At 59.5% G+C, this 24,772-nt stretch carries 32 protein-coding genes; 15 read left to right on the plus strand and 17 right to left on the minus strand.

Annotated features, from left to right (window positions below):
• Nucleotides 1–12: 12 nt before the first annotated feature.
• The 4 genes from gfa to xoxF5 form a co-directional block, all read right to left on the minus strand.
• Nucleotides 13–576 carry an S-(hydroxymethyl)glutathione synthase gene (gene gfa, locus M6D32_RS22960; RefSeq protein WP_298260570.1) on the minus strand — a complete coding sequence of 188 codons (564 nt, stop codon included), beginning with the start codon at nucleotides 574–576 and terminating at the stop codon, nucleotides 13–15.
• Nucleotides 577–612: 36 nt separating this feature from the next.
• Nucleotides 613–1,722: an S-(hydroxymethyl)glutathione dehydrogenase/class III alcohol dehydrogenase gene (locus M6D32_RS22965; protein WP_298260572.1), complete on the minus strand. Its 1,110-nt coding sequence runs from the start codon at nucleotides 1,720–1,722 to the stop codon at nucleotides 613–615.
• Nucleotides 1,723–1,746: 24 nt separating this feature from the next.
• Entirely contained in the window at nucleotides 1,747–2,238 is a 492-nt protein-coding gene (locus M6D32_RS22970; protein WP_298260679.1) for a c-type cytochrome, methanol metabolism-related, read from the minus strand.
• A gap of 112 nt (nucleotides 2,239–2,350) precedes the next feature.
• Entirely contained in the window at nucleotides 2,351–4,153 is a 1,803-nt protein-coding gene (xoxF5, locus tag M6D32_RS22975) for a lanthanide-dependent methanol dehydrogenase XoxF5 (protein ID WP_298260574.1), read from the minus strand.
• A 392-nt stretch (nucleotides 4,154–4,545) separates the two neighbouring features.
• On the opposite strand from xoxF5, the gene M6D32_RS22980 reads away from it, so the two are divergent.
• Nucleotides 4,546–5,526, plus strand: coding sequence for a helix-turn-helix domain-containing protein (locus tag M6D32_RS22980; protein ID WP_298260681.1), 981 nt, complete (start codon nucleotides 4,546–4,548; stop codon nucleotides 5,524–5,526).
• Here M6D32_RS22980 and M6D32_RS22985 read toward each other — a convergent pair whose 3' ends face one another.
• Nucleotides 5,527–5,778: a hypothetical protein gene (locus M6D32_RS22985; protein WP_298260576.1), complete on the minus strand. Its 252-nt coding sequence runs from the start codon at nucleotides 5,776–5,778 to the stop codon at nucleotides 5,527–5,529.
• A gap of 122 nt (nucleotides 5,779–5,900) precedes the next feature.
• Here M6D32_RS22985 and M6D32_RS22990 point away from each other — a divergent pair, with 122 nt between their 5' ends.
• The 4 genes from M6D32_RS22990 (at nucleotide 5,901) to M6D32_RS23005 (ending at nucleotide 7,894) form a co-directional block, all read left to right on the plus strand.
• Nucleotides 5,901–6,299, plus strand: a complete 399-nt coding sequence (locus tag M6D32_RS22990) for an EF-hand domain-containing protein (protein WP_298260683.1) — start codon at nucleotides 5,901–5,903, stop codon at nucleotides 6,297–6,299.
• A gap of 91 nt (nucleotides 6,300–6,390) precedes the next feature.
• On the plus strand, nucleotides 6,391–6,471 hold the full coding sequence (gene pqqA / locus M6D32_RS22995; RefSeq protein WP_035721241.1) for a pyrroloquinoline quinone precursor peptide PqqA: 81 nt from the start codon (nucleotides 6,391–6,393) through the stop codon (nucleotides 6,469–6,471).
• 176 nt (nucleotides 6,472–6,647) lie between these two features.
• On the plus strand, nucleotides 6,648–7,550 hold the full coding sequence (locus M6D32_RS23000; RefSeq protein ID WP_298260578.1) for a hypothetical protein: 903 nt from the start codon (nucleotides 6,648–6,650) through the stop codon (nucleotides 7,548–7,550).
• Nucleotides 7,551–7,684: 134 nt separating this feature from the next.
• Nucleotides 7,685–7,894 carry a hypothetical protein gene (locus M6D32_RS23005; protein ID WP_298260580.1) on the plus strand — a complete coding sequence of 70 codons (210 nt, stop codon included), beginning with the start codon at nucleotides 7,685–7,687 and terminating at the stop codon, nucleotides 7,892–7,894.
• Nucleotides 7,895–8,096: 202 nt separating this feature from the next.
• Here the strand turns inward: M6D32_RS23005 and M6D32_RS23010 are convergent, their stop codons facing one another.
• Nucleotides 8,097–8,444 carry a hypothetical protein gene (locus M6D32_RS23010; RefSeq protein WP_298260582.1) on the minus strand — a complete coding sequence of 116 codons (348 nt, stop codon included), beginning with the start codon at nucleotides 8,442–8,444 and terminating at the stop codon, nucleotides 8,097–8,099.
• A gap of 165 nt (nucleotides 8,445–8,609) precedes the next feature.
• Between M6D32_RS23010 and M6D32_RS23015 the strand changes: the two genes are divergently transcribed.
• On the plus strand, nucleotides 8,610–8,912 hold the full coding sequence (locus tag M6D32_RS23015; protein ID WP_298260693.1) for a hypothetical protein: 303 nt from the start codon (nucleotides 8,610–8,612) through the stop codon (nucleotides 8,910–8,912).
• Nucleotides 8,913–8,948: 36 nt separating this feature from the next.
• On the opposite strand, the gene M6D32_RS23020 is transcribed toward M6D32_RS23015, so the two are convergent.
• Together M6D32_RS23020 and M6D32_RS23025 are read right to left on the minus strand one after the other, a co-directional pair.
• Nucleotides 8,949–9,773, minus strand: a complete 825-nt coding sequence (locus tag M6D32_RS23020; protein WP_298260584.1) for a quinoprotein dehydrogenase-associated SoxYZ-like carrier — start codon at nucleotides 9,771–9,773, stop codon at nucleotides 8,949–8,951.
• Nucleotides 9,774–9,833: 60 nt separating this feature from the next.
• Nucleotides 9,834–10,757 (minus strand): quinoprotein relay system zinc metallohydrolase 2, encoded by a 924-nt coding sequence (locus M6D32_RS23025; protein WP_298260586.1) that lies wholly within the window; start codon nucleotides 10,755–10,757, stop codon nucleotides 9,834–9,836.
• A 121-nt stretch (nucleotides 10,758–10,878) separates the two neighbouring features.
• Here M6D32_RS23025 and M6D32_RS23030 point away from each other — a divergent pair, with 121 nt between their 5' ends.
• Both M6D32_RS23030 and M6D32_RS23035 read left to right on the plus strand, forming a co-directional pair.
• Complete coding sequence (locus M6D32_RS23030) at nucleotides 10,879–11,766, plus strand: substrate-binding domain-containing protein (RefSeq protein ID WP_298260588.1); 888 nt, start codon at nucleotides 10,879–10,881, stop codon at nucleotides 11,764–11,766.
• Complete coding sequence (locus tag M6D32_RS23035) at nucleotides 11,763–12,332, plus strand: PQQ-dependent catabolism-associated CXXCW motif protein (RefSeq protein WP_298260590.1); 570 nt, start codon at nucleotides 11,763–11,765, stop codon at nucleotides 12,330–12,332. Before M6D32_RS23030 ends, M6D32_RS23035 begins: the two co-directional genes overlap by 4 nt.
• Nucleotides 12,333–12,339: 7 nt before the next feature.
• Here the strand turns inward: M6D32_RS23035 and M6D32_RS23040 are convergent, their stop codons facing one another.
• The 5 genes from M6D32_RS23040 to M6D32_RS23060 form a co-directional block, all read right to left on the minus strand.
• On the minus strand, nucleotides 12,340–12,951 hold the full coding sequence (locus M6D32_RS23040) for a hypothetical protein (protein ID WP_298260592.1): 612 nt from the start codon (nucleotides 12,949–12,951) through the stop codon (nucleotides 12,340–12,342).
• Nucleotides 12,948–13,796 carry an ABC transporter permease gene (locus M6D32_RS23045; RefSeq protein ID WP_298260594.1) on the minus strand — a complete coding sequence of 283 codons (849 nt, stop codon included), beginning with the start codon at nucleotides 13,794–13,796 and terminating at the stop codon, nucleotides 12,948–12,950. The genes M6D32_RS23040 and M6D32_RS23045 overlap by 4 nt, the downstream gene beginning before the upstream one ends.
• Entirely contained in the window at nucleotides 13,793–14,539 is a 747-nt protein-coding gene (locus tag M6D32_RS23050) for an ABC transporter ATP-binding protein (protein WP_298260695.1), read from the minus strand. The genes M6D32_RS23045 and M6D32_RS23050 overlap by 4 nt, the downstream gene beginning before the upstream one ends.
• Before the next feature lie 68 nt (nucleotides 14,540–14,607).
• Nucleotides 14,608–15,576: a YVTN family beta-propeller repeat protein gene (locus tag M6D32_RS23055; RefSeq protein ID WP_298260697.1), complete on the minus strand. Its 969-nt coding sequence runs from the start codon at nucleotides 15,574–15,576 to the stop codon at nucleotides 14,608–14,610.
• A gap of 17 nt (nucleotides 15,577–15,593) precedes the next feature.
• Entirely contained in the window at nucleotides 15,594–16,775 is a 1,182-nt protein-coding gene (locus M6D32_RS23060) for an ABC transporter substrate-binding protein (protein ID WP_298260596.1), read from the minus strand.
• Nucleotides 16,776–16,897: 122 nt separating this feature from the next.
• Between M6D32_RS23060 and M6D32_RS23065 the strand changes: the two genes are divergently transcribed.
• Nucleotides 16,898–17,419, plus strand: a complete 522-nt coding sequence (locus tag M6D32_RS23065; protein WP_298260598.1) for a DUF3280 domain-containing protein — start codon at nucleotides 16,898–16,900, stop codon at nucleotides 17,417–17,419.
• A gap of 11 nt (nucleotides 17,420–17,430) precedes the next feature.
• On the opposite strand, the gene fghA is transcribed toward M6D32_RS23065, so the two are convergent.
• Both fghA and M6D32_RS23075 read right to left on the minus strand, forming a co-directional pair.
• Nucleotides 17,431–18,276, minus strand: a complete 846-nt coding sequence (gene fghA / locus M6D32_RS23070; RefSeq protein ID WP_298260600.1) for an S-formylglutathione hydrolase — start codon at nucleotides 18,274–18,276, stop codon at nucleotides 17,431–17,433.
• Between the two features lie 32 nt (nucleotides 18,277–18,308).
• Nucleotides 18,309–18,929, minus strand: a complete 621-nt coding sequence (locus M6D32_RS23075; protein ID WP_298260602.1) for a response regulator transcription factor — start codon at nucleotides 18,927–18,929, stop codon at nucleotides 18,309–18,311.
• 178 nt (nucleotides 18,930–19,107) lie between these two features.
• On the opposite strand from M6D32_RS23075, the gene M6D32_RS23080 reads away from it, so the two are divergent.
• The 3 genes from M6D32_RS23080 (at nucleotide 19,108) to M6D32_RS23095 (ending at nucleotide 22,467) form a co-directional block, all read left to right on the plus strand.
• On the plus strand, nucleotides 19,108–20,472 hold the full coding sequence (locus tag M6D32_RS23080; RefSeq protein ID WP_298260604.1) for a histidine kinase: 1,365 nt from the start codon (nucleotides 19,108–19,110) through the stop codon (nucleotides 20,470–20,472).
• Between the two features lie 126 nt (nucleotides 20,473–20,598).
• Complete coding sequence (locus tag M6D32_RS23085) at nucleotides 20,599–20,832, plus strand: hypothetical protein (RefSeq protein WP_298260699.1); 234 nt, start codon at nucleotides 20,599–20,601, stop codon at nucleotides 20,830–20,832.
• Nucleotides 20,833–21,729: 897 nt separating this feature from the next.
• Complete coding sequence (locus tag M6D32_RS23095) at nucleotides 21,730–22,467, plus strand: Crp/Fnr family transcriptional regulator (RefSeq protein WP_298260609.1); 738 nt, start codon at nucleotides 21,730–21,732, stop codon at nucleotides 22,465–22,467.
• A gap of 13 nt (nucleotides 22,468–22,480) precedes the next feature.
• Here M6D32_RS23095 and M6D32_RS23100 read toward each other — a convergent pair whose 3' ends face one another.
• A complete protein-coding gene (locus tag M6D32_RS23100; protein ID WP_298260611.1) occupies nucleotides 22,481–22,753 on the minus strand; it encodes a hypothetical protein in 273 nt (90 codons plus the stop codon).
• A gap of 554 nt (nucleotides 22,754–23,307) precedes the next feature.
• Between M6D32_RS23100 and M6D32_RS23105 the strand changes: the two genes are divergently transcribed.
• From M6D32_RS23105 to M6D32_RS23115, 3 genes are all read left to right on the plus strand, one after another.
• Nucleotides 23,308–23,508 (plus strand): hypothetical protein, encoded by a 201-nt coding sequence (locus M6D32_RS23105; RefSeq protein WP_298260613.1) that lies wholly within the window; start codon nucleotides 23,308–23,310, stop codon nucleotides 23,506–23,508.
• A 102-nt stretch (nucleotides 23,509–23,610) separates the two neighbouring features.
• Nucleotides 23,611–23,964: a PPC domain-containing DNA-binding protein gene (locus tag M6D32_RS23110; protein ID WP_298260701.1), complete on the plus strand. Its 354-nt coding sequence runs from the start codon at nucleotides 23,611–23,613 to the stop codon at nucleotides 23,962–23,964.
• 91 nt (nucleotides 23,965–24,055) lie between these two features.
• Nucleotides 24,056–24,277: a hypothetical protein gene (locus M6D32_RS23115; protein ID WP_298260615.1), complete on the plus strand. Its 222-nt coding sequence runs from the start codon at nucleotides 24,056–24,058 to the stop codon at nucleotides 24,275–24,277.
• A 135-nt stretch (nucleotides 24,278–24,412) separates the two neighbouring features.
• Here the strand turns inward: M6D32_RS23115 and M6D32_RS23120 are convergent, their stop codons facing one another.
• Nucleotides 24,413–24,757 (minus strand): hypothetical protein, encoded by a 345-nt coding sequence (locus M6D32_RS23120; protein WP_298260617.1) that lies wholly within the window; start codon nucleotides 24,755–24,757, stop codon nucleotides 24,413–24,415.
• Between the last annotated feature and the right edge of the window lie 15 nt (nucleotides 24,758–24,772).

The raw sequence follows: 24,772 nt of genomic DNA on the forward strand, positions 1-24,772 counted from the left end.
CTGCCTCGCGGATCAGGCTGCCTTTGATTTCGCCACGTGTGTAGCGATGGCATCCATCAGCGCCGGAGACAGGCAATCGTAGGGTTCAAGTCCCAGTTCTTTGAGCCGGCCGCGAATTGCATCCATCTGCTCCGGTTTGACGCCGGACTCGATGACCGAGGAAACGAACGCCGCAAATCCCGGTGCCGCAGAGCCCGATTCCTGGAACAGTTCGGGATGGATGAAATCGAGACCGTAGAACGGATGTCCCTTGTTTTCGATACGGCCATACATGTGCGTGCCGCATACCTTGCAGGCGTATCGCTGGATGGTCTTCGAGGGATCGACGATGTGCAACTTGTCGCTATTCTCGAGCACCGTCACGTTCTGGCGCGGCACGACGGCCACCACCGAGAAAACGGCATCATCGGGCTTCCAGCACTGCGTGCATCCGCAGGCGTGGTTGTGAGCGACGTCGCCTTTGATGCCGACCTTGACCGGCTTGTCCTTGCATTTGCAGACCAGCGTTCCGCCGGCAAAGCTGCCAGAGCCTTTCTTCACACCATTGTCGACCGAGGGATGGATATGAACGTTCATGAGGCTATCCTCCTTTGCGCTTGAAATTTTTGTTGGTCAGTACACGACGACTGAACGGATTGATTTGCCTTCGTGCATCAGATCGAAGCCCTTGTTGATGTCTTCCAGCTTGAGGGTGTGCGTGATCATAGGATCGATCTGAATCTTTCCATCCATGTACCAGTCGACGATCTTCGGCACGTCGGTGCGCCCGCGTGCTCCGCCGAACGCTGTGCCTTTCCAGACACGGCCGGTGACGAGCTGGAATGGCCGCGTGGCAATTTCCTTGCCGGACTCCGCCACGCCGATCACAACCGATACGCCCCAGCCACGGTGGCAGGCTTCGAGCGCCTGGCGCATGACGGTGGTGTTGCCGGTGCAGTCGAATGTGAAGTCCGCGCCGCCGTCCGTGAGGGACACCAGGTGCTGCACGATGTCGTCCGAAACTTTCTTCGGGTTCACGAAGTCTGTCATGCCGAACCGGCGGCCCCAATCCGCCTTCGAGTCGTTGATGTCAACGCCGATGATCTTGTTGGCGCCGACCATCTTGGCGCCCTGGATTACGTTGAGCCCGATGCCGCCGAGACCGAATACGACGACATTCGCGCCGGGCGTAACCTTGGCGGTGTTCACCACCGCGCCGACGCCCGTCGTCACGCCGCAGCCGATGTAGCAGCTCTTGTCGAACGGGGCGTCCTCGCGAATCTTTGCGACCGCTATTTCCGGCAGGACCGTGAAGTTCGAGAAAGTCGAGCACCCCATATAATGATAAACGGTCTTGCCCTTGTAGCTGAAGCGCGACGTGCCATCCGGCATCAGGCCCTTGCCCTGGGTGGTGCGGATCGCCGTACAAAGATTTGTCTTCTGGCTCAGGCAGCTTTTGCACTGACGGCATTCCGGCGTGTACAGCGGAATGACGTGATCGCCAGCCTTGACTGACGTGACGCCAGCGCCGACCGCTCGCACGATACCCGCGCCTTCGTGGCCAAGGATCGATGGGAAAATTCCTTCGCTGTCGAAGCCGTCGAGCGTGTAGGCGTCGGTATGGCAAATGCCTGTGGCCTTGATTTCGACGAGAACCTCGCCGGCCTTAGGTCCTTCGAGATCCAGCTCGACGATTTCCAGCGGCTTCTTGGCTTCAAATGCGACGGCGGCACGTGTCTTCATGGTCTGATCCTGTCTTGCTCAACTTCAGTGCTTGGCGGCCATACAGGAGTCCTCAGCTTTGACATAAGCCGGAGTTTTGTCCTCGTGTTTGGCCGGGCGCACGCGCGCCAATGCGTCGTCAGAGCGAGCCCGCAGGTAGACGAAGATGTCGTCCAAATAGCAAGTCACGTTCGGATTGTTACCAAAGGCCGGCATCACATTATCCTGCGACGTACTGACGTTCTTGCGGCCGCTCGCAACGATCGAAAGAAATTCGCCGTAGCTCATCGTGTTCAGCGAGTTCTTCAGCGCGGGCGCGTAGCTCGATCCCATGCCGTCGGGACCGTGGCAAACATGGCAGGTCGAGTGATAGCGGCGATATCCCGAATAGGTGTACCAATCGACCGTACCATCCGGCTGGATCTTGTAAGTCGGGTTTCCTTGCTTGTCGAAATACTCGCCCTGGTCGGTTTTCTTCACGGAAGCCGGGTCGCCCGAACCATCGGCGAAGGCTATCCCTCCTGCAGCGAACAGCATGGCCGCTGCGGTCAGTAGGCAGATGATACGCAAAAGCTTGTCCTCGGCTATCGATGTCGCGTCATTCCGGTGCGCGGGGTAAACCCGCGCACCGGAGACGAGAGCTTTCAGCTCACTGCGGCAGTGCGAATACGGTGAGCGTTCCGCCGAGCGCGGTATAGTTGCTCAGCGCAGCATAGCCACCGACGGCACCCAGACCGGCGGTTGGATCAGTCAAGCCGGCCGCAAGGCCGATGCCCGCCCAACCACCGACACCGGACAGTATGGCAATGTACTGCTTGCCGTTGTGCTCGTAGGTCGTGACGTTGCCGATGATGCCGGACGGAGTCTTGAACTTGTAGAGTTCCTTGCCCGTCTTGGCATCGACTGCCTTCAGGTAGCCTTCCAGCGTGCCGTAGAACACGACGCCACCGGCGGTCGCGAGCGCGCCTGACCAGACCGAGAACTGTTCCTTGTCCGACCAGACGATCTTGCCGGTCTTGTTATCCCAGGCGATGAAGTTGCCCATGTTGGTATCGCCGGGAGGCGGATACATCGATAGAGTCGCACCCACATAGGGCTGACCGGCGGTGTAGCTCACCTTGAACGGTTCGTAGTCCATGCAGACGTGGTTGGTCGGAACGTAGAACAGGCCCGTGTCCGGCGAGTAGGCTGCCGGCTGCTCGTCCTTGGAGCCGAGCGCGGCCGGGCAGATACCCTTGTTGTTGTGGTCTTCGCCCTGCTTGTCAGTCGAGTATTCGTCGACCACTTTCGGCCGTCCGTAGGTCGGCGAGCTCTTGTTCATATCGACGCCGGAGGTCCAGTTGACCTTCGGATCGTACTTCTGCGCAACCAGCAGTTCGCCGTTGGTGCGGTCGAGCGTATAGCCGAGACCGTTGCGGTCGAAATGGGTCAGCAGCTTGCGCGGCTTTCCGTCGATCGACTGATCGGTGAGGATCATTTCGTTGACGCCGTCATAGTCCCATTCGTCATGGGGCGTCATCTGATAGACCCACTTCGCAACGCCGGTCTCGGGATTGCGGGCGAAAATGGTCATGGACCATTTGTTGTCGCCGGGCCGCTGCTTCGGATTCCAGGTCGAGGGATTTCCCGATCCGTAGTAGACGAGGTCAAGCGACGGATCATAGGCAATCCAGCCCCATGTGCAGCCGCCACCGATCTTCCACTGATCGCCTTCCCAGGTCTTCAAGCTCGAATCCTTGCCGACTGGCTTGCCGAGCGACGTGGTCTTGTCGTCGAACAGGAGCTGATCGTCCGGACCTTCGGAATAGGCCTTCCAGGCCTGCTTGCCGTCCTTGATGTTGTAGGCGGTCATGCTGCACTGGACACCGAATTCGCCGCCCGAGGTGCCGACCAATACCTTGTCCTTGACGACGAGCGGCGCCGAGGTGCCGGTCTGTCCTTTGCTCGGATCGCCGTTGACCGCGGTCCACTCGACATTGCCGTTCTTCGAGTTGAGCGCGACGAGTTTGTCGTCGGCCTGATGCAGGAAGATCTTGCCGTCGGCGTAAGCGAGGCCGCGGTTGACGGTGTCGCAGCACATCACCGGGATGACGTTCGGGTCCTGCTTGGGCTCGTACATCCAGATGATCTTGTTCTCGTTGGAAAGGTCGAGAGCGTAGACCTTGTTCGGGAAGGGCGTGTGAACGTACATCGTGTTGCCGACGATGAGCGGTCCGCCTTCGTGACCGCGCAGCACGCCGGTCGAGAAGGTCCAGGCGACCTGCAATTTACCGACGTTGGACGCGTTGATCTGCTTCAGCTTGGAATAGCGGGTGTTGGCGTAATCGCCAGCCTGCATCACCCACTCAGCCGGATTCTGAGTCATCCGGTGCACTTCGTCATTGGCTACAGCGCTTCCTGCGGCCATGGCCGCCATTGCGCCGAGACCAGTCGCGAGTAGTACCTTTCGCATCGTGGTTCCTCCCAGGTTTTGAGCTTAGGGTGCCGCAGGGGTGCGGCCCGATTTCGAGCTTTATTGCCTAAATTTCTATCCTCTTCGAAAGGCTGCGACTTGCCCGAGAGCGAATCCGGATTGCTCAATAGCGAAGCGCGATTAACTTTTTTGCTCCCACTTTTTCGCCCACGACTGCCGGTGGCGCCGTTCGGTTCCCCCTTGATGCGGGCATTCAACGCCTCAGCGGGAGGTTTTCCTTGACGGCGCTGAAACTTGGACAGAGGATCGCCTAAAGACAGCAAGAGGAACGCCCGCGATTCCAGGTTCGGCCGCCTCAACTTGGCCTTGGAAATCGCTTATCCGTGACCAATCGTGGAGGGTCACGGTTGATCTCAAACCGGTGCCGGCAAATGCCTGACACAGTTCATTCGCTCAGTACGGTGGGATTGGGGCCGAAGAGGCAGCTTCAATATTGGTCAGATGCGCTGACCGATCTTTGTGGCCAGTTTTCTGTCGATCCGCTCGAAGCGTCGAAACTGGATGCACGGATTAACTACACCACGGTTTCAAAATTGAAGCTGTGTCAAATTGAAGTGAGTCAGCATCGGATCGCACACGTTACGTCACCGAGCTATACGAGCGAACACCCCTACGTCAAAATCCTGTTCCAGACTTACGGGATCTCGTATTTCGAACAAAACGGCTGCCAGATCCAGATCAAGCCCGGCGACTGTCTCGCCTACGACGTCTCATCACCGCACACGATCATCAGCCCATCCTTGACGCGGCACGAGGTCGTCATCGTGCCGAAAGAGCTGTTACGCGAGCGCGGGTTTAATTTCGACAGGATGACGGCCTGCAAGCTGTCGGCGCTGACGGGCACGGGCCGTATTGCCCATGACTTCGTGCAGGCGGCATTCGACGAGGCCAACAAATTGTCGGCAAACAGCGCAGCCGGTGTAGCTGAAACGCTGATTGACTTGTTGCTGCTACCGCTGCGCGAGGCCGATGCAGCCTTCGATCGTGCCGGTCCGGAAGCGATGTATGTGCGGGCACAGGCCTTTATCCGCGAGCATTTGCGCGATCCGGACCTTTGCATCGACCAGATTGCGACCTCGCTCGGCTGCACCAAGCGCTACCTGCACATGCTCTTCAGCGAGAGGGGCATGACGGTCAGCGACTACATCTGGCGGGCGCGGTTGCAGCATTGCCGTCAGGAACTCGAGAACTACGGTGGCAAGACCATCACCGACGTCGCTTTCTCCTGGGGATTCTCCAGTTCGTCACACTTCAGCCGCGTGTTCAGGAAGTGCTTCGGCGTATCTCCGTCCGCCATTCACAAGGGCCAGCACGGCACTGGCGTACCTGCGGATATCCCAGACGGCGTCTGATCAGCTCGACGGGTCGTTCGGGCACGCGCTCGGCCGTTTCTTCGCACCTCGTTTGTCGAGTGGAACGTGGCAGTTGTCGATGCGCTGTTCGTCTGACCATTTTCGGCCAAGCCGTTCCTTGCCGGTCAGCGTTGGCCGCGCCATTTCAGTCGCGACGGTGCGTTTAAAATTGCGTACCTCTTGCGCCGTTACGCAAGAGGTGACGCTGATAAACGCGAACGTGACGACAATTGCCTGAAAACGCAGGCCCATCGGAGCCTCCTCGAAACTGCTTCCGTCGGCCGTTAGCAGGCTCGGCAGTTTTGTCGCCACCCGGAATCCGACAAACTATCATTCCGGCTGATCGTCTGAATTTTCTTGCACCGGAGGTCACAATGATAAGTCGCCGCTCTATCCTTTTGATATCGACTGCGTTTTTGGCCACCGGATCGTCCGGACGGGCGGTTGCCGCCAGCGATCCGATCAAGATGTTCGACCTGGATTCGGATGGGACGCTTGATCTCGGTGAGGTCAAGAAAGCCGCTGCAGAAGTCTTTGCGCGGCTCGATCCCGATCGCGACGGGACCCTCGACAAACGCGAACTGAAAGGCTGGCTGAGTGCGCGTGAGTTGGCCGCCGTCGATCCCGACCATGACGGCACGTTGTCCCTAAATGAGTACCTTGCCGTTGTCGAAAAGCGTTTCCACGCAGCCAACCGTGATGCCGACGGCACACTGGACGCGAAAGAGCTGCGAACGCCGGCGGGACGGGCGCTGCTCCGTTTGCTCCGATAAGAACTCGTCACGCGGGCCCTTGCGTCAAACGCGCGTCGGTTTTACGTTCCGCGCCGGTGCGAGCGTTTGCACCATTACTGAGGAGACCCAAATGACTTGGAAGACTCCAAAGATCGTTGAAGTGCCGGTCGGCATGGAGATCAATATGTACGCCTGCGCGGCACGCAAGTAACCGCGAAGCGTTCTGCCCGGCTTCGGCAGTTACCTGCCGCGAGCCGTGGCAGGCGCTGAAGCCTGCCGCATTCGAATTCCTTTCTCCCCGTCACCGCAAATTTCCCTGCGAGCTTAACGGCTTTCGGCCGCGAGCCTGTGATAGGCTTCGATCGACCATCTCTGAGATTCATGTTGATGGCTTGCGACGCAGGACCGACCATCACTCCAAGAGCACTATCGGCGGCGGCGCTGTGCGTCTTGCTGCAATCTGCCTGCGCCTTCGCTGAAGAGCCTAACACCAAGAATGAAGCGATCGACACCGAGCACATCTACGGCTTCATGATCGGTACGGATGTCGGCGATCCCGGTGAGCACGAGTTTCAGACCACGGCCACGGGCCGATTTTCCAAGCAGGGGGGAAATTACCAAGCTCTCAACCAGGAGCTTGAGATGGAATTCGTGCCCTTCCGGAATTTCCGCGTCGAGCTAGGCACGACGCTGGCGGCTTACGATATTTCGTCCGTTCCGGGCCTGGCGAACCTGAACCGGGCCGGCTTGCAAGGGGCCTCACTGGATTTGCGCTATAAATTCCTGGACCGCGAAACGGCTCCCTTCGGTCTGACCTTGGCGGTCGAGACCCACGGCATCCGCTTTGACGAGATCAGCGGACTGCAGATGCGCGGTTACGGAACGGAGTTGACACTAGCGCTGGAGCGGGATCTGATCCCGAACCTCGCGATCGCTACCCTCAACCTCAGCTATCAGCCGGAATGGACGCATCTCGCGGCCACGCCAACCGAGCAGCAGGATTCGACGCTTGCCGCTGCATTCGGGGTCATGGCGCAAGTGCGTCCTGGTCTGTTGCTCGGAGGGGAGGCGCGTTATTTCCGCCAGTTTGAGGGGATCGGCCTGGACGAATTTGCGGGCCAGGCATTCTTCGTGGGGCCGACCGCCTATTTCCAGCTTTCGGAACGCGCACGCATCACGGCGAGTTGGAGCTTCCAGGCATGGGGCCGGCCGGCCGCTTCGGGCGCGGCCCTTGATCTCGTGAATTTTGAACGCCAGCAGGCGCGACTAGTGTTTGGCTTGAACTTCTAGTGCGTAGATTCAGAGCTTCGCAAGCTGCATAGACAAGTCATATGCACTTACGTTTGGAATGAAACCCGATTTCGGACGGCTGCGTAGCTGGCTATAATGGTATCGATACCGGAGTGACGCCGGAGGAAATCGGCATGAATATAATCGAGCTGGTCATTACAGTTTGCGCAGTGGTCTCGCCGACGACCTGCGAGGAAAGGCACCTGAGCTTTTCGGCGGATTTTTCGTTGCAGCAATGCGCGATGAGCGCGCCGCCTTATATCGCGCAATGGATCGGCCAGCATCCGAAATGGACCGCGGTGAAGTGGCGCTGCGAATATCCGCACACCCGCGAAAGAATCTAGCTGAGCGAGGCCTCCAGCGGCCTAGTGCCCACTTTCCGAAGTTCGTGCTCCATCGCAGCACCCACCTTCACGAACTTCGGAAAGTCATGGGCACTAGCAAACTTATTGATTCTAGTACCGCTTCATCGATCTGAAGTCCCTGATCGAATTCGCCGCTTGTGGTGCAGGGACTTCAGATCGGCGGTACTAGCCGGCGAGGTTGCTATTTGTTGCAATCCTTCAGATCCTTGTCGGCGACCGAAAAAACGGCGTCGGCCTTGATTTCGATATCGCGCACCAAGCACTGTCTGCCATCGCGGTAGCTGACCTTGGCGTCGTGACGGCCTGGCTCAACGCCTGTGATGCGCAGCCGTTCGTCGTGGTCGACTTCCTTGTCCTTGTCGTTCAGAGTCTGGTTAGGACCCCACTCATTCTTGCCGGCGGGCGAAAGTTGAAAGCCCGAGATAGTGGCCGTCGTCAGGTTCCAGAGCCGGATTCCCTTGCCCTGCGCCATCGCCGCGCCGGGAAGGCAAATCAGAGACAGGCAGATCGCTATTGGCGTGCGCAACATGTGGCCTCCCAGACTGTCCGGTGCTTCCGGCATTGTAGCCATTTCGGCGAATGCCGTCTTTTCAGGAGACAAGCGATAGCATAGCTTTTGCTTTTCCGGAGAACCGTCATGACGTCAGTTGGAAGCATACGGCGTGTTGTTGTTGTGTTGGGCGCACTCGTGGCGATGGCCGCGGCCGCGCATGCCGACGATAACAACGATTATCCAACGTCAGCTCGCGCCGAATATGTTTTCGGCTGCATGAAAGCCAACGGCGAGGCGCGGCAAACGATCGAGCAGTGCTCCTGCTCGATCGACGTCATCGCTTCCCTGTTGCCTTATGAGCGCTATGTTACGGCCGAGACGGTGCTCAGCATGTCCCAGGTCCGAGGCAACCTCGGCACTCAATTCCGCTCGTCGGAGGAGGCCAAGAACGCGCTCGACGATCTCAGGCGCGCGCAGGCCGAAGCTGAAGTCAGGTGCTTCTAGGCCAGCGTTAATGGCTCAGGCCAAGTCAGCGCCAAGTCAGCTGCCAGATTGGTCGACGTTCCATTGCTTTTCAAAGACGTGACCCGAGGTGTCCTTTGCCTCGGCGCGGAACGTCTTTGCTCCGTTCGAGACATAGGTGAAGCGGATATTGGGGTCTTCGGAGATGGAGATGCCGCCCTCCATCGACAATATGGGGCTGTTGTCCTGCCAGAGATGCAGTTCATCGATGAAGAAGGCCGGGACGTAGAGATGCGTGATCTGGTCCATCTGCAGTCCCGAATTGTTGGGGTGGCCGACCATGATCTGCGCTTCGCGGACGCCATTGGTGGGGCCTTGCTCGGCCCGGGCAAACTGCCGATATTTCATTTGGCCGAGGTGATTTCGCGCTTCCTCAGCGTTCTTCGCCGCCGGCGCCGAGCAACCTCCTGACGCCTTGACGAAGGTTTTCACCATGTAGAGCTTGCCATCGCTGAGCTCGGCCACCGCATGGACATTGGTGTAGCTGTTTACACGAACCCGCGTGGAGATTTCCGACACCTTTGCGTCGGACCCGAGTTCGAATTTTGCGGCCATCGGGGCCGGGTTCTGATCGATTACCAGCGTAATCGTTTTCAGGCGCCTCGCGTCGTCCGGCGCTAGCTTCGAACGCAGCGTCACCGGCACGATCGCCGCATCCTCGGCGCGGTATGGCATTTCGATAGCGATCACATTGCTGCCGTCGTTCATCGGACGATTGTTGAAGATGTCCTGGACGAGGCCTGGCCAGGGATCAACCGGTTCAGCCGCGCCGGCAGGCGCGACACGTATTCCCAAGGCGACGCCAAGAAGCGCCAGCAGGCATAGCAGACGAAGACGGAACATGTCGCGCTCCTTGCACAGGGATCGAAGCAGCTGCGATTTTGACCCAGACTACCTCGCGGGCTACTCCCACTCAATCTCCGAATATGCTGCGGTCGCGTTGCGGGCGTTGTAATCGTCGAACAGCTGCCACCGTGATCGTTCCGACGCCGCAGCGGTATCGGCTGCCGCCCTGATCGGAACGCCTTTCGTGATCGACGCCTTGACATCCGCGGCAAGCGTTTCGAGGTAGCGTCGCTCGTCGCCAAGCGCCGCCGGCCATTGGCTCACGGGACCGTGACCTGGAACCACGCGCTCAGCGGGTTGCCGGCTCAGGTCGTCCATAATGCCCAGCCAGCCGCGAATGCTACCGTCCATGACCGGGACATGGTCGATGAAGACGAGGTCACCGGCGAACAGGATCTTCGATTTTTCGTCGAACACGGTCAGATCGCTGTCGCTGTGGGCCGGCGCCCACGCCTGCAACAGGAGAGTGCGCCCTCCAAGATCGAGCTTGAGCGTTCCTTCGACCAGTAGCGTCGGAGGCACGATCCGGACCTCATCGATCAAGCTGTCTCCCATGATCCTGCGGAAGTTATCGATGTAAAAATGACCGCGCGTGCGCAATGCTTCCGGCAAATTCTTGTGGCCGACAAAAGTGGCTCCGCTTGCGGAAAAGGCGGCATTGCCGAACACATGATCTGGATGACCATGCGTGTTGATGACATACCGGATCGGTTTATCCGTAAGGGCGCGGATGGCGGCGAGGAGCTTCCGTCCTTCCCGAACGCTGCCGCCGGTGTCGACGACTGCGACCGCGTCCGTGCCGACGATAAAGCCGACATTGGCGATGGCGCCCTCGTTCTCGCGCGTCATCAGCGCGATCGCTCCGACATGGACGAAGACGCCGGGCGCGATTTCCGTGACCGACAGTTCCGGCTGCTGCGCACGCGCAAACGGCAAGAAGATGAACGCAACCAGGGCCAACAGCGTGAGGCGATAACTCATCCTTTTGTCTGATCTTTCAATATGGTGCGTGTCGTTCCGTGGCGGATTATCCTGTTGCGCGCGCCGATGGGGCAGCATAGCATTTTGAGGGGAGCGTGGCGCAAGCTGAGGACAGCAAGTGATGAAACATGCCCCGCTTAAACCTTATTTTCTAATTCCGCTTTTGGCGATCGCCGCAACTGTTGCGGGCGCAAATTGGGTGCGTGCGCAGTCGGATAATGGAGGTCTCGATCTTTCGATCGAGCTTGTCGATCCCAAGGTGCTGAGGGTTTGTGCCGACCCGCGCAACCTGCCGTTCTCAAACGAGAAGGGAGAGGGGTTCGAGAACAAGCTCGCCGAGTTATTTGCAGCAAAGCTGCAGAAGAAGATCGACTACATGTACTACCCGCAGGCGACCGGCTTTGTCCGGATGACGCTCGGCGCTCATCGTTGCGACGTGATTATGGGATTCCCGCAAGGCGACGATCTCGTTCAGGGAACCAATCCATATTACCGCACCGCTTACGCGCTGATTTCCAAGTCAGGGTCGGCTCTCAACGACGTCACGGACCTGAATGACGCTCGCCTCAAGGGAAAGCACATCGGCATCGTGGCGGGCACGCCGCCGGCGACCAACATGGCGGTCAACGGCCTCATGGCGAATGCAAAGCCCTATCCGCTGATGATCGACACCCGCGTCGATTCATCGGCCGAAGCGATGATTGGCGATCTGAACAAAGGCGACATCGACGCCGCCATTCTGTGGGGACCGATGGCGGGCTTTTACGCCAAGAAGTCCGATCCGCCGCTTCACGTCACGCCGTTGGTGAAGGAGAAGACCGGACCTCAGCTGGTTTATCGCATCGGGATGGGTGTTCGGCGCGCCGATCAGAACTGGAAGCGGTTGCTCAACCGCCTGATCCAGGAGAACCAGGGCGAGATCAACAAGATTCTGGTTGGGTACGGGGTCCCATTGCTCGACGAGAATAATCAGCCGATTAAGACGGAGACGGCGTCGAAGTCGCCATGATTGCCTACGCAGCTCGCCTGATGCTTGTGGCGATGGTGCTGACCGTCGCCGCACGCGCAGACGAGCTTGTCCCCGAGCCCAGCGGCTACCGCACCGAAGATTACCGCGCGCTCGTTCCAGATACCCTTTCGGGCGCGCGTGTTCTGACGACTGCGGAGGCCGAAACGATCTGGCGCGCCAAGACGGGCGTGTTCATCGACGTGTTGCCCCGTCCGCCAAGGCCGCCAAATCTCCCCGCAGGCACGGTCTGGCGTGACAAGCCGCGTTTCAACATTTCCGGCAGCACTTGGTTGCCGGATACGGGATACGGCGCGCTCGCGGCAGCGACGGAGGAATATCTGCGGCAGGGGCTGTCACGCGCCACCGGCGGCAATCACGCTGCTTTGATCGTCGTCTATTGCCAGGCCGATTGCTGGATGTCGTGGAACGCCGCCAAGCGAACCCAGTCCTACGGCTATTCCAATGTCGCCTGGTATCCAGACGGAACCGATGGCTGGCAGCGTGCCAATCTGCCAACGGTCGAGGCGCAGCCCGAGCCGCGACAACCGCCGCTGAGCGTGAGATAACCGAGGGCTATTGAATATCCTGCTGAATGGCGCGGCCAAGCGCAAACAGACGCTTGTCGATCGTGGTCGGCACCTCGCAGACGAATTTGACCACGCGGCGACGGTCCTCGAAAATCCGCGTTTCCCATACGAGCTGGTTGCTCAGTTCATCGATCTTGGAATGATCGGGCGTGGTGGCATCCTGCAGCGCCTGCAGCGCGACGGTGTCGTCGCGTACCTTCTCAGCTGCCTGACGCTGCTTGCGCGTCACCCGTTCGAGCCCGTTCATAACCGACGAGCGTTCGGCGTTGAGCCGCTCGAACAGGCCGGCAAACACCAGCTTTCCGGCAGTTACCTTGTCGGTGCCGGGCGCCGCCAGAAAATCCGTGATCGCCTTCTCGGCGTCCTCGATCGGAACCTTTCTGGCCGCCACTTTTTCCACCAGCGCGCTGACCTTGGCATCATCTTTCCATTTCTGATCGGCGTCGCCGAGCGGCGGCCCGGCCCATACCGCAGCGAGCGAGATTTCCGGGACCTTGGCTTGGGCGCAGGGCCAGTCGGGGTAGCGCGGATCGGCAGCCAGGCAAAGCTGCGTCGTGGCGGCGATAGCAAGCAGTGCGATCCCAATCCGCAAAATCATGTCTCACCTCCGGCGGGCCCGCGTCGCGCAAGGCCGCGCGAGGGATCGTAGGCGTAAATGGCGCCGATCATGAAGGCGGTGGTACATCCGCTTACCACGATCAGCGAGGTCCAGTTCACCTGACCGTAAAGCGCAAAGCGGATCAGTTCGACCGCGTGGGTGAATGGATTGAACTGGCAGACGTAATAGAGCATCGGGCTGCCTTCCTGGACGCGCCAGAGCGGATACAGCGCCGACGAAGCAAAAAACATTGGAAAGATCACGAAGTTCATGACCCCGGCGAAATTCTCAAGCTGCTTGATTCCGGAGGAGATCAGCATGCCGAGCGAACCGAGCATCAAGCCGGACAGGATCAGGGCCGGCAGTACGGTGAGGTAGCCGATTGTCGGCGGCGTGATATCCCAGAACCAGGCGATGAGCAGGAACGCATAAACCTGCAGCAGCGACACCGCCGTGCCCGCGAGGAGCTTGCAGAACAGCAGATACCAGCGCGGCAACGGGCTTACCAGCAATGTTCGCATATTGCCCATCTCGCGGTCATAGACCATCGAAAGCGAAGACTGCATGCCGTTGAACATCTGAATCATCGCCATCAAGCCTGGCGCGATAAAGACCTCGTAGAGAACATAGGTCTCGTAAGGCGGGATGATCGAGACGCCAAGCACCTGGCGAAACCCGGCAGCGAAGATGAAGAGCCACACCAATGGCCTCACCAGCGCCGCGACGAAGCGCTCACGTTGATGCAGAAAGCGCAGCGCTTCGCGCCATACGATGCCGGTCAGGCAGGTTGTGTATTCCGCCAATGAGAAGCCGCGCCGGGCCTGACCGAGGGTTGTCGCGCTCATGATGCCAGGCTCCCGGACTGGACGCCTGTCAGGCGCATGAATGCCGCGTTGACATCTGGTGTAGCGGCTTCATCGAGCACCCGCGCGACCTGGCCGCGAGCAAGGACTCGGCCTTGATGCAGAATGACGAGGTTGTCGCTCGGGATGATTTCGTCGAACAAATGGGTCGCCCACAACACGCCGATGCCTTGATCGGTAACTAGCTGGCGGACATGGCTAAGGATGTCGGCGCGAGCCTTGACGTCCAGCCCGACGGTCGCCTCATCGAGCAGGAGCAGGCGCGGCCGGTGCAGCAAGGCTCGCGCGATCTCTATCCGGCGCATCTGCCCGCCGGAGAGGTCACGCACCTTGCTGCCGGCGCGGTCGGCGAGCCCCATGCGCCCCAGCACCTCGTTGCTCCTCGATCGGGCATCGCGCCGGCCAATACCGTGCAACGCCGCGTGATAGAGCAGGTTCTGCATCACCGATAAGTCGAGATCGAGCGTGCGCGGCTGGAACACGACACCCATCAGTCGAAGAGCTTCGCCCGGCGCCCGGCCGATATCGTGACCGAAAATGCCGATGCTTCCAGCCCGGATTCCGAACAGTCGCGTGATCAGTGAAAACAGCGTGCTTTTCCCGGCGCCGTTGAGACCGAGCAGCGCCGTGAAGCTCCCTGGTGCCACGTCGAAGGTGACGTCGATCAAGGCGCGTCGCGTGCCATAGGAGTGGCTGACGTTACGGATCGACAAAGCCGGCGGCATCGTGGCGTCCTGCTCCGAAGCGGCAGCCTGCGACCGAATACCGGCTTCCTTATATGTATCGGTCGCGGTCATGGCGATATCGTCACGCCCCACGGAAGCTCCCCGACCTGGATTGTCTTGATGACCTTTTGCGCGGCCACGTCGATCACCGAGACATCGTTGGAGATGCCATTGGTGGTCAGCAGATATTTCTCGTCCGGCGTGAACGCCATATGCCAGACCCGCTGCCCGACGAGGAGATATTTTTTGACTTCATGAGTTTTGCCGTCGACGATCGCAACCCGATTGGCCGGACCCAGGGCCACGAAAACGGTCCTGTCGTCCTTTGTGATGCCGAGCCCGACGGCCTGGATGGCCTCACTTCGCAGACCGGGAATGCTGAAGGTGACCTTGCCGGTGACGACATGCTTGACGGGGTCGATGATCGAGACCGTGCCGCCGATCTCCGAGGACACCCAGAGTTCCGAGCCGTCATGCTTGAACTCGGCAAAGCGCGGCCTGGGGTCGACCAGGACGCTAGCGACCACCTCGCGTTTCGACGTGTCAATGAAGTGCGCCATGTTGGTCGTCTCGGACGTATTGATCAGGATCTTTCCGTCTGGACTGATCGCCATGCCTTCGGGCTCGACGCCCACCTGAATACTGCCAATCCGGGTCCGCTTCTGGATATCGATGACGGTGACAGTGTTGTCGTTTTCGTTGGCAACATAGAGCGTTTTTCCGGCCGCATCCTGCGTGAACAGTTCAGGGTCGGGGCCGGAGGGCAGGGTGTCGACAATTTGCTGGGTCTTAGTGTCGATCACCTGAATGGTGTCGTCGTCTCCGACCGCGACCATCACGAATTTGCCGTCTCGGGTGAATTCAATTCCCCTCGGCCGCTGTCCGACCTTGATGGTGGCGGTTACGGCCCACTTGTCGGTGTCGATGACTGAAACCGTGTTGCCCTTCTCATTCGAGATATAGGCGATGTAGGCGTGGGCTGGACTCGCCGCTGCGAAGCAGAGCACCGATAGGAAAGGGAGCCAGTAACGCCGCATCTGCGATTTCTCCGCGGTCATTGCAACCTGCACTTGGTCTCGGGTCGATCGATGCCGAGCGTATCGAGTTCCGAGAATTGGTGCAAAAATCCTTCCTGCGGCGAAACCGACACCACCATGCGGCCGTCGGAAAGCAGGATCGGTTGCCGGAGCTGCAGATTCCAGTCCCTCAATGTAAGCCGCTGACCCTTGAAGGCGGCTACGGAGAAGTCCTTGCCCTTGATAAAGGCGAACACGGTCTTCGGGTCGCCGGAATTGGTGCGCGAGACGGCTTCCCCCACGATTCGCGTGGCGGTCCATGCCTGCATATCGAGCGCCGTCATGTGCCGCGAATTCAATTTCACGAAACGATTCTGGATCTGGGTCGCTCCCCATTGGTCGTGCGATGCGTCCCAGCTTGTCGCAACCAGGCCGGCCGATCCGGCCACCGGGCGCGGGTCCCAGGTTCGATACGGCAGGTAGGATGCGAAGACCTCACTCTCGTCGGCGGCGACCAGCACGTCATAAGCCGGCGCCTGCTGGGTAAATACCGGCATCTGGCGCTGGATCAGCGTGACGCCGCTATCGGTACGTCGCGCACCTCCGGTGTCCTGAAACGTCCGCTCCTGTACGATCTTCGCTCCAAAGCGCGAGGCCGTCCGGCGTAGCGCATCGGCATAGAGCTTGTCGTTGTCGTGCGAGCCGACCACGAGCAGCCAGCGCTTCCATTGCTTCCAGACCAGATATTGCCCAAGCGCGTCGGCAAGCATCGTACGAGTCGGGGCGACGTGGACCACATTGGCGCGACAATCCTGCTCGCGCAGGCGATCGTCAATCGATCCCGCATCAAGCAGCACCGTACCGCGATCCCGCAGGGTATCTGCGACCTTCAATGTTTCATCCGTCGGCAGATCAAGGATGATGAAGCCGTCGTGGTCGGCGAGCTTGTTCGCTGCCGCGGCGACGTCGTCACCCTGCTTAAGCCGCACCTCGGTCAGCGTAAAGTGCTGGTTGAGAAACTTGCCGGTGGTGTTGTTGTCTTCAATTGCAAGGAGCGCGCCAGCCACGCCGTTGTTTTGGGCAGGCTGTTCGACGAGCGACAACGTTTCCTTGACGCCGGCATGGCGGAGATAGCCGATACCGACCTCGAGCGGGTCGGTCGCCAACGCCTGAGTTGCCATGAAGATGAGGCCTATCGCGCCAATCAATGCTCGGATCATGGCGTCTCCCTTGCGATTCTCCTTAAAACAGAGAACTCTTGTCTTGAACCAAGACCAGATTGTTCAGGCTTGCAAGCCCACTTTTGTCGTTACATCGACGCAGATTGTTGTGAGTCACGATTATGCGAGCGTTCATTGTCTTCGCGCTGCTGCTAATGCCGATCGGGTCGGCGCCAACAAGGGCGGCCGATCCGCCGCGGCTCGCCGTCTTCGATCTTGAGATGCTCGATACAAGCCTTCAGGGCCAGATGAACGGCCCTCGCGCGGACGAACAAGAGCGGCTGCTGCGCGCCGGCGATCAGTTGCGGAAGGAACTGGGCGAGTCCGGCAAGTTCCGGATTGTCGATATCGCCCCTGTGAATGTTGCGGCGCATCAGAGCAATTTGCAGGCCTGCGGCGGCTGTGACGTTAAGCTGGCTCAGCAACTCAACGCCGATCTCGAAATGACGGGCCTGGTGCAAAAGGTTTCCAACCTCATTCTCAATATCAATCTCTACTTGCGTGACGTTCATACTGGCCGCCTCGTGACCGCGGCGAGTGCCGATATGCGTGGCAATACCGACGAATCGTGGTCACGCACGATGCGCTATTTGATTCACGAACGATTGCTCGCACCCAATTACGGCGCACCGGCGGCGCGTTAGCTAGACGCGGATCAGGCCTTCAGCCGCTGCGCGTGCCAGCGCAAATGATCGCCCATGAAAGTCGAGATGAAGTAGTAGCTATGGTCGTAGCCGCTTTGTCGTCGCAAGGTGAGGGGAATGCTCGCCTTCTCGCAGGCGGCTTGCAGCAGTTCAGGACGAAGCTGCTCGTTGAGGAATTGGTCGGCGTCGCCGTAATCGACCAGGAATTCGCGAAACCGGGCGCCATCCTCGATCAGGGCGACGGTGTCATGCTTACGCCATGTGGCCTTGTCGCCGCCGAGATAGCCACCGAGCGCCTTGATGCCCCAGGGAACGCGCGATGGCGCGACGATCGGGGAAAACGCGCTCGCCGCACGATAGCGGCCGGGATGGCGTAAGGCGACGGTCAGCGCGCCGTGGCCGCCCATCGAGTGTCCCATGATCGATTGCCGGCCAGCGTCGACGGGAAAATGTTCCGCGACGAGCTTGGGAAGTTCCTCGGTCACGTAGCTCCACATGCGGTAATTGCGCTCGAAGGGCGCTTGCGTTGCATCGACATAGAAGCCGGCGCCCAAGCCAAAATCATAGGAATTTGCGGGATCGCCGGGCACGTCCTGACCGCGCGGGCTGGTGTCGGGGGCGATGAAGATCAAACCGTGCTCGGCGCACGCGTTTCGAAATTCGCCTTTCTCGGTCACGTTGGCGTGGGTGCAGGTCAGTCCCGATAGGTACCAGACCGCTGCCAACTTTGTGCCTTCGCGGTGTTCCGGGACATAAACCGAAAAGGTCATATCCGTTTGCGTTTCAGTGCTGGCATGGCGGTACACACCCTGCGTGCCGCCATAGGACCTGTTAAGCGAAAGTGTCTGCAGCGCCATCGCGCGCCTCCGATCTCTTCAGCAACTCGTTGTTAGGCCACGCCGCTCTCGATGGCAAAGCGCACCAATTCGGCTGCGGTTCGCATGCCGAGCTTCTGGCGAATAATCGCCGACGTATTCGCGACCGTCTTGTAAGGCGCATGAATCATCCAGGCGATCTCGGAAAGGCTCCTGCCCGCGCTGAGCAAGCGCAGGATTTCCATTTCGCGCGAGTTAAGTTTGGACAATGGATTCCTGGCGAGCTTCGGGCCGGCGAAAGCCATGTCTTGTGCCAGCGCGGGCGGGAGATATACGCCGCCTTTTCCGACTTCCCGGATTGCATCGACCAGATTCTGCGGATCGCCGTTTTTGGAAACAAAGCCCTTGGCGCCAACCTCGATGGCGCGAGCCACGTAGACCGGGTCGTCATTCATGCTGAACATGATGATGCGCGCCTTGGCGTCGTGAGCCAGCACACGGCGTGCCAGTTCGAAGCCGGATACGGTCGGCAGGTTTATATCGATCAGGCAGACATCGGGACGTTCTGTGACAAAGATGTGCTCCGCGCTGTCGGCGTCGGGCGCCTCCATCAGGACAATATCGGGCTCGTCGGCGAGCACGGTGCGGCAGCCGGACGCAACGATCGGATGATCATCGGCGATCAGAATGCGCATATATGTTCGCCTACGCCACTAGGGCCAATGTTGCACCGCATCGCGCGAGGCTTGGCGTCGAATACTCAACGCGCCATGCAACCTCGGCCCTAATGCGGTACGCTTGAATTAGACAGGCGCCTTTCTCGCCTGTCAACGCTGGCGCCGAATGACAGAATTCGATGAAATGGGGGACTTCATGTGGCAGAGATTATCGTTGCGGTCCCGCATCAACCTGCTGCTGGCACTGGTGCTGACACTGGGTCTCGCGGTCAACGTGGCGCGGCTGGTCCTGGAAGCGGGGCCCCGCATTCAAGCCGAAGATCAGAGCGTGACGCGGCTGGCGCGCGAATTCGTTGAAACCATCGTCGGCGGCCTGAGCGAGGCGCCTGATCCTGAGGCGCGGCTGGATCAGATCGTCGGAGACCTCAAGCGGCTGCGCCATGTCAGCATCATGCGGCTGAGCGAAGCCAGTGCCGCCGCTCCGGTTGATACACATGACGAAGACGACGAGGCGCGTTCGGTGCCCGCCTGGTTCACCGCATTCATCCACCCCGGAACAACGTCGGTCAGCGTTCCGATTTCGATCCGCGGCCAATCCACCGCGCTCGTCATTACCTCCATACCGAACGACGAGATCGCCGAAATCTGGGACGGCATCCTGACCCAGCTTGAGGTTGGATCCGCGGTTGCACTGGCTCTCTTTCTGATCACCATGACCGTCGTCGGCCGCGCGTTGGCCCCGCTGCAGGCACTCTCGCATGCCATGACGGAAATCGAGGCCGGCTCCTATAGCGCGTATATCAGGCCCTTCGGAGCTCCCGAGCTCGCGGCCATCTGCTCCAAATTGAACCATCTTGCAGCGACCTTGGGTGAAGTTGTCGAAGAAAAGCGGCAGCTTGCCGAGCGTGCCATCTCGCTTCAGGACCTCGAGCGCGAGGAAATCGCGCGCGAACTGCACGACGAATTCGGCCCCTATCTGTTTGCGTTGCGCGTGCATGCCGCGGCCCTGATGAGGCTTGGCAAGACATCCGCACCGGACGCGGACGGTGTGCACAAGCATGGCAGCGCCATTCTGGAGCAGGTCCACGCGCTTCAGCAGTTCACCCGTAGAATCCTGGAGCGGCTGCGGCCGGTGGGCCTGGCCGAACTTGGTCTTCGCGAGGCACTGGGCGCGTTGCTCCGGCTGTGGAATGAATCCCATCCCGACGTCGAGATCGAGACAACCATTTCGAACTCGCTTGGTGAAACCGGCGAGACCGCCGAACTCACCATCTATCGCGTCGTTCAGGAGGCGCTGACCAATGTGTTCCGCCACGCCAGGGCGACGGCCGTCAATGTGAGTATTGAACCTGCGCAACCGCCGGCGGGTACGAAGGGTAATCGCGACTACGCGCTGGTGCGCGTCTGCGACAATGGCCGCGGGTTGAAGCCGGACCAGAAATTCGGCCTCGGCTTGACAGGAATGCGCGAGCGTATTCTGGCGCTGGGTGGAACCTTGACCGTCGCGTCCGGCGAGGGCGGGGTGATCATCGAAGCGATGGTCCCCACGCACGCGCTGTAAGAATGTTTCAGCGGGAAAGATGATCCGCAATTCCGCACCATCGCATCCAGATCGCGAACCTCCAGAGGCGGACGAGGAACGAATGCCCTCAATCGAGGTTGGATGTTTCTCTGATTGGAGCTTGTTATGCGCGCTGTCTTAACGGTTATCGCTTGCCTGGTGGTTTCGCTCGTCGGTAACGCATCCGCACTGGCCCAACATTTGGGCACCAAGCAGGAGCAGGCCGCGTGTTCGCGCGATGCGTCACGTTTTTGTCGCAAGGATCTTGGCGATGACAGCGCGGTACAGCAGTGCCTCGAAATGCGGCGCGCCAACCTAAGCCGAAGGTGCAAAAAGGTCTTCGAAAGCCACGGAATGTAAGCCGAGGTCAATTTTGTTGACCGCGGCCGCACTCTGACGCTGCCGCGCCGCCGATTCATCAGCATCGCCGCTCCCGAAACGACAATTCGATTCACATATGTTAGTGACGGGGGGTTGAGACGGCCTATCCTTGCCGATGAACGGCACGAGGCAGTGGGTGCTGTGATGACCTACTACAGGTTTTATCGGATCAGTCATCGGGGCAAGGTTTTTGCTGCGCCGACCATTCTTCCATGCCGCGATGACGACGAAGCCCGATCTCAAGGTGGGGATCTGGTCGGCGAATTCACGGTTGAGATTTGGGACGGAGGCCGTCGGGTCGGCTCGCTTGGGTCTGAGCGACTTGAGCCTGAGCGACTTGGGCTCGAGCAATAGGAATGCAGGAGCGCCGACGACCCAGGCAGTTCCTGTCTCTGAAGGATCGACTTGCCTTGTATGCCCGGGAAGTGCGCAAAAAGGCGGCATGCCTGCCACCGGGCATCGAGCGAGACGCGTTGCTCGAGAAGGCGCGTCAAGCCGATGAGGCTTCTGCTCTGAAAGGCCGCACCAACGCGCGAAGCGCGCCGCCGCCCTTTACGCCAAAGCGGTAGCGACCACCCAGACCAGCCGAAGGCCATTAACCCGCCAAACCCTGGCAGCAGTTTCGCTATGATCGAGGCGGGACTCCATCCTGCTGACAAGCCCGCGCCAGACTGCGACTGCCACATGCTCGTGGAGAGGATGAATCGATCTCCGCCGGATCGTTCTTCGCCGTCCCATTTTCGACGCGGGGCCATGATCTATGGCTGCCCTCTTGCCCGCAAAAAAGTTACTTGACGGGCTGACTTGGCAAAAAATAACATAGGTTATTGATGGTGCAGAAAAGAAACCGGCTTATCGCGGCGGAGATAATTTGCCGTGAACCCGCTGATCCGAAAGCTTGAGCAATTTGTCCGGTTGTCTCCTGGCGATCGTACTGTCCTGACGCGTGCCGCGGCGGAGCGCGTGCGCAAGTTCGCACCCCGTTTCGACATCTCTCGCGAGGGAGACAGTCCCAAAGACGTACATCTCATCCTGTCGGGCTGGGCCTGCCGCTATAAGCAACTGGAGGACGGCCGGCGCCAGATCGTGTCCTTTTTCCTGCCCGGCGACATGTGCGATCTTAATGTCTTCATCCTGAAGGAGATGGACCACTCGATCGGAACGATCTCCGAGGTAACGATCGCCGATCTGCCGCGGGAGTTTTTCGACGAAATCGGCGCGGGATATCCGCGCATCGCGACGGCCTTATGGTGGGAGACGCTGGTAAATGCGGCGATCCAGCGCGAGTGGACCATGAATCTCGGCCAACGCACGGCCTCGGAGCGGATGGCGCATCTGCTATGCGAGATTTTCTTCCGGCTGCGGTTAGCCGGTCTCACCGAAGATCACAGCTGCGAATTTCCCTTAACCCAGGCGGATCTCGCGGAAGCAACCGGGCTCTCCAAGGTTCATGTCAACCGTACCCTCCAGGAGTTGCGTGCGGCCAAGCTGATCGTGTTGAAGGGCAAAGCGCTGATGGTTCCCGATCTCGAGCGGCTGATGGATGCCGGCTTGTTCAATGCGAACTATCTTCATATGGATCGCGAGGGCAGCCAGCTCGATGCGAATGAATAGACGCTTCCGATGATCAACGCGACCGCGCTGTAACCTCGCGAACAGCCTTGATCAGGGAAGGAACCTCAGTCGGCTTTTCGAGATGAACGAGGTCCTGTAAATCCGGCGGCAAGATCGTCGGCTGGTAGCCGCTGACGCACACGGTCGGGATACCCCGCCTTTTCAGCTCTCGGGCAAGTTCGAAACTCGCCCCGTCGCCGAGATTGATATCGATGACTGCGCAATCGGGCGGCGCGCGTTCAACAGCGCGTATGGCGTCCGGAGCCGTGCTGAAGGGTCCCGTCACGATCGCACCGGCGCGTTCGAATGCCTCTTTGGTAATAATCGTCTTCGACCACCAGAATGGTCAGTCCTGTCAATAAATCCGCGACTTCGCGGGCATATTTACTTCGGCGGAAGGACAGCGGGGGCCGCGTCGAAAGCCATCTAGCAGAATTAGCGGGCGTTGTCCGTGATCAGCTCGAACGATTTGACCTTGAACTGCTTTTCGATCAGGACGAGCAGGTCGCGCGACGATTCACAGTTTTCAGGCCGCCGCACTCTGGCATTTTGCCGAGGGCAGCAAGGTGCCAGCGGCCAAATCCATTCCTGTCCGGATTTCCAGGCATGAAGTTCCGGAACTAATTGACGACGACGAAGTCTCTATCGCAGCGACCTAGTGCCGCCTATTTGAAGTTCCTGCACCACCAGCGGCGAGTTCGATCCAGGAACTTCAAATAGAAAAGCGGCACTAGAATCAATAGGTCTGCTAGTGCCCATGACTTTCCGAAGTTCGTGGAAGTGGGTGCCGCGATGGAGCACGAACTTCGGAAAGTGGGCACTAGTGATCAGGAGGCTGCGATGACAAAGCTTCAGGACAAAGCCCAGGCCCAGGTGAAGAAGATGGTCGGCCAGATGATTGGGGACGACCGGTTGGTGCAGGAGGGTAAGGAGCAGCAGCAAAAGGCGGACCAGCCCAAGCCGACCGCGAACGAGGATCTCGCGAAGGAAAGAGAGAGTAGTGCGCAGCCCACTGGTCCCAGACCCGAACCGAAGCGATAAGGGATCGCCGCAAGGAGCCATCATGAGGTCAAATTCAATTAAGGAAGGTCCGAACCGGATATTCGTCTTGATCTCGACCAGGGTGAGGAAGCATTCAAGACGATTACCGAATTTGCCAATCGTGAGGGGATCGACGGCGCGTCTGTGACGGCCATCGGCGCCTTCTCCGAAGCGAGGGTCGGCTGGTTTGACCTCGTCGCGAAAAAATACAAGCCGATCGTCGTCAAGGAGCAAAGTGAAGTCCTGAGTTTGATGGGCGACGTTGCGCAAGGCGACGACGGCAAAGCGAGCCTTCATTTACACGCGGTGCTTGGCTTGCAGGACGGCTCGCTAAAGGGCGGACATTTCCTCGCCGGAACGGTTCAGCCAACGTTAGAGGTGACAATCACCGAAACGATCGGGCATCTCCGCCGCAAGAAGCGCGCCGATCTCGGAATTGCGTTGATCAGCATTTAGGCGCAACGCATCCTGACGACGGGTTAGGAACCGCCCATCGGGTGCAAGAGTTGAACTGGCATCGTTGAACCTGGAAAAATCAGGAGTCTTCATGGCGACCCAAATTGTTATGGATCTGAATGGCGACAGCCGCCATCAATTCGATCCCCAAGATGCCGAAGCCCTAGCCAAGGCCGAGCGACGCTTCAAAGAGCTCACCGGCGCCGGCTTCATTGCCGCAGCACGAACCGCGACCGGCGACTCGCGCCTGATGAGATCATTCGATCCAACTGCTAAAGAGACGTTGTTCTTTCCTCGCCTCGTTGGCGGGTAAGATCCGGTGTTCTGGCTCGGCCAGCAAGCCTCCGAGTGCGAGTGGCGTGCCCGAGCCGTCATCGGGCTTTTCAGGAGTGCCAGGAACGCGAATACCCCGGAGGTGCGCGGCCTTAGGCTCCTGCGGTCCTGGCTTTCACCGACGCAACTTGCCCAGTTCGACGCGAAGGGTCATTTCGACGTCGTCGGCGGTGAAAGCGGCAAGAAATATCGGATCAAGTTTGGAATTTGCGCGAATGTCCTGGAATTGTCCGAGGACGGCACGCCAAAAGTAGGTTGGTGCGTGGTACCGGATTGTTGCCTGGTTGCGGGCGACGTCATGCTGGCCCAGAAAATTGCGCTGGAAGCCTTTGAAGGTGTGGCTCTCGCGAAGGCGAACAAGTTTGGCGCGCCCGCCAGATAGCCGACGCGCCGCAACTACCAATAATGCTTCGAAGTGCACCTGCGGGTGCTGCGCGCCCGGCCAGATGTGCTCGGCCATGGGTCTGCTTTCGGA

The organism is Bradyrhizobium sp., from assembly GCF_027307225.1.
Classification (GTDB): domain Bacteria; phylum Pseudomonadota; class Alphaproteobacteria; order Rhizobiales; family Xanthobacteraceae; genus Bradyrhizobium.